The sequence below is a fragment of the Acinetobacter sp. NIPH 1852 genome (assembly GCF_022549455.1).
GTDB lineage: Bacteria > Pseudomonadota > Gammaproteobacteria > Pseudomonadales > Moraxellaceae > Acinetobacter.
On the sequence record NZ_JAKZGG010000025.1, the window covers coordinates 41328 to 47933 of the forward strand.

The 6606-nt window shown below is 39.9% G+C and carries 5 protein-coding genes and 1 pseudogene; 1 reads left to right on the top strand and 5 read right to left on the bottom strand.

Annotated elements, in window-relative coordinates:
• Positions 1–49: 49 nt before the first annotated feature.
• The 4 genes from MMO38_RS15415 to uvrB form a co-directional block, all read right to left on the bottom strand.
• The gene (locus MMO38_RS15415) at positions 50–1507 is read right to left on the bottom strand and encodes a glyceraldehyde-3-phosphate dehydrogenase (protein WP_004668833.1); all 1458 of its coding nucleotides are present in this window, start codon (positions 1505–1507) and stop codon (positions 50–52) included.
• Between the two features lie 223 nt (positions 1508–1730).
• Positions 1731–2669, bottom strand: a complete 939-nt coding sequence (rarD, locus tag MMO38_RS15420) for an EamA family transporter RarD (RefSeq protein ID WP_241324084.1) — start codon at positions 2667–2669, stop codon at positions 1731–1733.
• A 107-nt stretch (positions 2670–2776) separates the two neighbouring features.
• A complete protein-coding gene (locus tag MMO38_RS15425; protein ID WP_004668835.1) occupies positions 2777–3361 on the bottom strand; it encodes a lipocalin family protein in 585 nt (194 codons plus the stop codon).
• 120 nt (positions 3362–3481) lie between these two features.
• On the bottom strand, positions 3482–5506 hold the full coding sequence (gene uvrB / locus MMO38_RS15430; RefSeq protein ID WP_121928424.1) for an excinuclease ABC subunit UvrB: 2025 nt from the start codon (positions 5504–5506) through the stop codon (positions 3482–3484).
• A gap of 203 nt (positions 5507–5709) precedes the next feature.
• Between uvrB and MMO38_RS15435 the strand changes: the two genes are divergently transcribed.
• Positions 5710–6504 (top strand): hypothetical protein, encoded by a 795-nt coding sequence (locus MMO38_RS15435; protein ID WP_241324085.1) that lies wholly within the window; start codon positions 5710–5712, stop codon positions 6502–6504.
• Positions 6505–6531: 27 nt separating this feature from the next.
• Here the strand turns inward: MMO38_RS15435 and MMO38_RS15440 are convergent.
• Positions 6532–6606, bottom strand: a pseudogene (locus MMO38_RS15440) (IS1595 family transposase); the annotation flags it as partial.

Genomic DNA, 6606 nt, shown 5'->3' on the forward strand with positions numbered 1-6606 from the left:
ATAAAAAACCCAGTCGAAACTGGGTTTTAATTTTTAACCTAAAAACAAATTATGCATTTGTTTCAGCAGGAATTTTTGTATAGTTTACGCCACACATTTGTTCTGCGATACGTAACACTTGGCAGCTGTAGCCAACTTCGTTATCGTACCAAACATAAGCAGTTAAACGAGTACCAGAGGTAATTGTTGCTTGCGCATCAAACACACCCGCAGTACGTGAACCAATAAAGTCACTTGATACCACTTCACTTGAGTTGGTATAGCCAATTTGACCTTGTAAACTAGAGTTAATCGAGATTTGACGAATATATTCGTTCACTTCTTCACGATCAACTTCTTTCTCTAAGTTCAAGTTCAAGATCGCAAGAGAAACGTTTGGTGTAGGAACACGAACAGAGTTACCTGTTAACTTACCTTTCAATGCAGGTAGAGCTTTAGCAACGGCTTTCGCAGCACCTGTTTCAGTGATGACCATGTTCAAAGTTGCAGCACGACCACGACGATCAGCTTTATGGTAGTTATCAATCAAGTTCTGGTCATTTGTGAATGAGTGAACTGTTTCAACATGACCATTTAATACTTTGTACTTGTCATCTAAAACTTTTAATACAGGAGTAATTGCGTTAGTGGTACAGCTTGCAGCAGAGATGATTTTGTCTTCATCTAAAATATCAGTGTTGTTTACACCAAAGACCACGTTTTTCATTTCGCCTTTACTTGGCGCAGTCAATACAACACGTGCAACGCCTGCACATTTCAAGTGTTGGCTCAGGCCTTCAGCATCACGCCATTTACCTGTATTGTCGATTAAAAGTGCATTATTGATGCCATAAGCGGTGTAGTCTACTTCGCTTGGGCTTGATGCATAAATCACTTTAATGAAGTTACCATTGGCAATGATTGCTTCATTTTCTTCATCGACAGAGATCGTTCCAGCAAAAGTACCGTGGATAGAATCACGACGTAACAATGAAGCACGTTTTGCCAAGTCACCATCAGATGATTTACGTACAACGATTGCTTTAAGGCTCAAACCACGACCTAAACCTGATTGGCTGATGATTAAACGAGCCAAGATACGACCAATACGACCGAAACCGTATAGCACCACATCTTTAGGTTGTTCAGAAGTTGCCTTACCTTCGATTGATGACACTGCTTTTGCAACAAAAGCGTCTACATCACCACCTTCATTTTTATATTCAACAGCAAGTTTACCGATATCAACTTCAGCAGAACCAATGTTTTGAACTTTCATTAACGCTTCCAAGATTGGGAAGGTATTGACAACTGAAAGCTCAACATCAAGCATACGCGTACGACGATGTGATTTTAAGATCTGGATTACTGAACGGTTTATTAAAGAACGACCGTAAACAGAAACAACAATATTCTTCTCACGGTATAATTGACCAATCAACGCAATCATGTGTTCCGCGATTTCTTCACGGTTTTTCCAACGGCCTTGATGTTCTGCGTGTAGGGCAACGATAGTGTCTTTGCTCACAGTTACGTCCTCTAATTTAATATCTATACTGGGCGTGAATTTTAAAAACGCCTAATTGTAATAGAATTATCATCAAGATTGAATCAAAAGCTGCTCAAGTTGTTGAGATTTTGTCGCAATCAGCCATAAATTCATAAAATACCTATAATTATTTTTGTGATTTTAGGTAAAAATCTTTTTCAATCATCGCAATAGCCGTGATCCATTTTAAAGCAATCATTGTTCATTGGTCGTCATCTAAGCGTTTTGGGTACTGTTTTAAATTAAGTTCCAAATGTTGCTTTCGTTTTCTCTGTTGCAATAAATGTACAGCACCTTCGATCACTAAAACCAGTACAGCCAACCAAATTGGAATATAAGTGAACCACTCCTCTGCGCCGATCTTCTCTCCGAGCAACAAGGAAACAAGCGCTAAAAGCACCGGTTCTAAATACCCCAATAAACCAAAAATAATCAGTGGCAGATAACGACTTGCTAAAATAAAGCTTCCCAAACCAATTGCACTTAAGCATCCAAGCCCGATGATGATCGCAATGAGAACTGGCGCATCAAAAAACTTGAGATACGGCGTATCCCCTGTTTGAGTAAGGAAAATTGCGATAGGAAGAATCAGCAATAAATCCCACCAAAAACCACCTAAATTATCCGTTTGAATTTTTTTACGAATCACGAAATACGCGGTATAACCAATCGCGACGAGCGCAGTTTCCCATGCAATGCTGCCTAAGCGCCAAAACTCATGTCCTACTCCAAACATCGCCAAAGCAACTGCGACACATTGAAACTTTGACAGCTTCTCGCCATACAGCACACTTCCGACCAAAACCAAGATCAGCGGCAATAAGAAATAGCCCAATGAAACTTGCAAACCACGACCATGCATTGGTCCCCATAGGAATAACCACAATTGCACTGAAGTGAGTAATGAGGTCGTCATTAGAAACAATAACAAACTTGGCTTTGCCAGAATTCGTTTAAATATAGTTTTGATATGAATCAAGTCACCACTTAACCACATGAACAAGGTTAAAAATGGCAAAGTCGCAATGATACGCCAACCAAAAGTTTGCTCGCTATCAAATGCGCCTAATACTTTGGTGTAAAAAAATAAAACACCAAAAGTTACAGAGGCCAAAACTGAGTAAATAATACCTTTGAGCATTTTGACCTCTATCTAGGCTAGAAAAAATCGCTAGCGAATGCATGATTTATCCACTATATGCAAATAAAAAAACCATGCAAGCATGGTTTTTAGAGAATATAGCGTATTTAACGGTATTCAGGATAAATCACATCACCAATATCATAACCAACCGTTTTGGCATAATTCAGATATTCATGAATAATTTCTTTATTCGGTGTTGGAGTCCGCGAAAGTACCCATAAATATTTGCGGCGTGGTTCACCGACCAATACAGTTTGATACTCTTCATCCAGTTTTAGAATCCAATAATCGCCACGCCCAACTGGAATCCAACGTACACCTTCAGGTAAAAAACTAACCCGCAATTTGCTGTTAAATGGCGCGTTTGCGACAAAGGCTTCGCCTAAACTTTGCTGTAAATTTCCATCGATATCGTAGCATTTGTTATCTACCACGATATTGCCATTTTCGTTCACTGTATATGTGGCAGAGATGTTATAAGCGCACTTACGCTCAAAAAACATCGGTTTACGTGCAACCTCATACCAAATACCCAAATACTTATCTAATTCTACTTTTTCAACGGTAGGCAAAGGCTTTGATTGAGCATAAGCGTATGTCCCGATAGCCAACCCAGTCAGGACTACGCCACCAATTGCAATTTTTGCTAAACGCCAACTCGATTTTGGGAAATTTGTAATCAATGGCATGATAAATCCTCAAAACAGAAATTTGTTATAAATAGTCATATAGTTAGCTTATTAAGCTAGCCTATTTTATAAACAAAAACTGTTGAGAAATGTATCACTCTTGAGAATTTCTCTCCTATATTACGATTGCAGCATATATGCTTTTAAGCGCACGATTTCATCACGTAACCTTGCTGCCTGTTCAAACTGTAACTCTTTAGAGGCTTTGAGCATCTCCTTCTCAAGTTTACCAATCTGCTTCGCAAACAATTTTGGATCAGATAAAAGGTGTTGTTCATCAGCACTCATTGCTTGAGCTTGATCCAACACTTTGTCATCGATTTCATCATCAGTTAACACTTCACCTGAATCAATTTCTTTGGTTGTTTGGCGCACGGTACTGCGTGGGGTAATACCATGCAATAGATTAAATTCAACTTGTTTCGCACGGCGTCGATCTGTTTCATCTATGGCTTTGCGCATCGAATCAGTAATACGATCCGCGTATAAAATTGCTTTGCCTTTGACGTTACGTGCCGCACGCCCAATGGTCTGAATCAATGATCGTTCTGAGCGTAAGAAACCCTCTTTATCTGCGTCCAAAATCGCCACCAAAGAAACTTCTGGCATATCCAAACCTTCACGCAATAAATTGATCCCGATCAGAACATCGTGTACCCCTGTTCTTAGATCATGGATAATTTTAACGCGTTCAACCGTATCGATGTCCGAATGTAAATATGCGACTTTGACGCCGTACTCTTTCAAATATGACGTTAAATCTTCGGCCATCCGTTTGGTCAATGTCGTCACCAGCACGCGTTCATTCAAATGCTTACGCAGATTAATTTCAGATAAAACATCATCAACTTGAGTTAGTACAGGACGCACTTCAATTTCAGGATCAATCAAACCCGTGGGACGCACCACTTGCTCTACGATCTGTTCAGATTTTTCCATTTCATAGCGTGCAGGGGTTGCACTGACGTAAACAGTCGTCGGTACAATTCGCTCCCACTCTTCAAACTTCATCGGACGATTATCCAGTGCGCTCGGCAAACGGAAACCATAATTCACCAAGTTTTCTTTACGTGAGCGATCGCCTTTATACATCGCGCCGATTTGAGGAACTGTGACATGTGATTCATCAATAATCAGCAAAGCATCTTCAGGAATATAATCAAAGAGTGTCGGCGGTGCTTCACCCGATGGACGTCCTGAAAGATGACGTGAATAGTTTTCAATGCCATTGGTATAGCCCAATTGCTGCATCATTTCCAAGTCATAGCGCGTACGTTGCTCGATACGTTGAGCTTCAAGCAGTTTGTCGTGTTCACGGAAAAACTTAAGTTGATCTTGCAACTCATCTCTGATGGTATCAATCGCACGGGTTAAATGATCTTTTGGCGTAACGTAATGGCTTTTTGGATAGATGGTAACTCGCGGAACTTTCCGTACCAATTTTCCAGTTAAAGGATCAAACCAACGGATCGAATCAACTTCATCATCAAACAACTCAACACGAATTGCATCCTGATCGGATTCCGCAGGGAAAATATCAATGATCTCACCGCGGATACGGTATGTACCACGCAAAAACTCTAGTTCATTACGGGTATATTGCATCTCAACCAGACGACGGATAATGTCATCACGACCGATTCGATCACCTTGCACAATATGTAGCAACATCTGCATATACGCATTCGGATCACCCAAACCATAAATCGCAGAAACCGATGCCACAATAATCGCATCTCGACGCTCTAATAACGCACGTGTTGCCGAGAGACGCATTTGATCAATGTGATCATTAATGGCTGAATCTTTTTCAATAAAAGTATCTGATGACGGCACATAGGCTTCGGGTTGATAGTAATCATAATAACTAACGAAATACTCAACCGCGTTGTTGGGGAAAAAAGATTTGAACTCCCCATAAAGCTGAGCTGCAAGGGTTTTATTATGTGCCATGACAATGGTTGGACGTTGGGTTTGGGCAATCACATTTGCCATGGTGTAGGTTTTACCTGAACCTGTAACACCCAGTAGCAGTTGATTACGAAAACCTTGTTCAATGCCACTGACCAATTTTTCAATCGCCTGTGGTTGATCGCCTGCAGGTTGATAATTGGTGACTAATTCGAATGGTTGGTTTTCGCTCATAAAGATACTGTCATACTAAATTTTAGTTCATTCATTTTATGGGGATGATTGAGGATTACTCAATGCTGAAATATTCACTATTATGTAGCAACCGCACAAAATGATCATAATCATAGAATACCCTCACGTATTCATTTTTCTACTTGACCAACTACGCAATCAGTTGCAACATGAAACTTATACACAATTTTAATGATAAAAATATGTCTTACCAATACCACGATGAAAGTATAGTCACCGAACTCCCAGAAGATACTGTCTTTGTTTTTGGCAGTAATCTAGCAGGTCAACATGACAGTGGCGCAGCTCGGGTTGCCGCACAACATTTTGCAGCAGTCAAAGGTGTTGGACGTGGTTGGGCAGGTCAAAGTTTTGCCATTCCAACGCTGAATGAACATATTCAGCAAATGCCACTTTCACAAATTGAGCATTATGTGAATGATTTTAAAATCTATGCCGAAAATCATCCCAAAACAAAATACTTTTTGACTGCTCTCGGTTGTGGAATTGCGGGCTATAAAGTGTCAGAAATTGCACCTTTATTTAAAGGGATTCATTCCAATGTTATTTTCCCAGAATCATTCCGTCCCTACATTGAAGAAGATGCCGTTTCACAATTTCCAAACTTAACGGCAGATATGGTCCATGCCTTTATCACCGATGACGTCATCTTCTATTTCAATCACGGCTATGAATCCTTTACTGAAGCTTTAGATAAAACCCAATTATCCCCTGCTGAAAAAGCTATTGCCTTAATTGTTCTGAATGAAGAACTATACCCACGTGATCGTTATGGACGAGGACGTGAACATGAAATCAAGGATATTTTAGGTAAATTAAATGGAAAAATTTTCCATTTTCAAAATAACACCGAAGGCGCGATGATCTTTGTCAGTGTGATTATTGCGCTGATGGAACTTTATGACATAGATGAACAAGACTTCATCAAACTTTGGCGTGGCGAACTTGAGATTCAGCACCCAATTAATCGTACTTAAAATAAAAGGGGCTGTACTAGATAAGGTTTAAATTTTAGTCCAAAACCTCAAAGTTTTTAGTTGTTGTCGAGGACTACCATAGTTAAATCTAAACTCACATTC

What these genes read in the sequence shown, in the direction of transcription:
- uvrB (WP_121928424.1), bottom strand. Translation starts at nt 5,506, where the DNA reads ATGAGCGAAAACCAACCATTCGAATTAGTCACCAATTATCAACCTGCA.
- rarD (WP_241324084.1), bottom strand. Translation starts at nt 2,669, where the DNA reads ATGCTCAAAGGTATTATTTACTCAGTTTTGGCCTCTGTAACTTTTGGT.
- MMO38_RS15425 (WP_004668835.1), bottom strand. Translation starts at nt 3,361, where the DNA reads ATGCCATTGATTACAAATTTCCCAAAATCGAGTTGGCGTTTAGCAAAA.
- MMO38_RS15435 (WP_241324085.1), top strand. Translation starts at nt 5,710, where the DNA reads ATGTCTTACCAATACCACGATGAAAGTATAGTCACCGAACTCCCAGAA.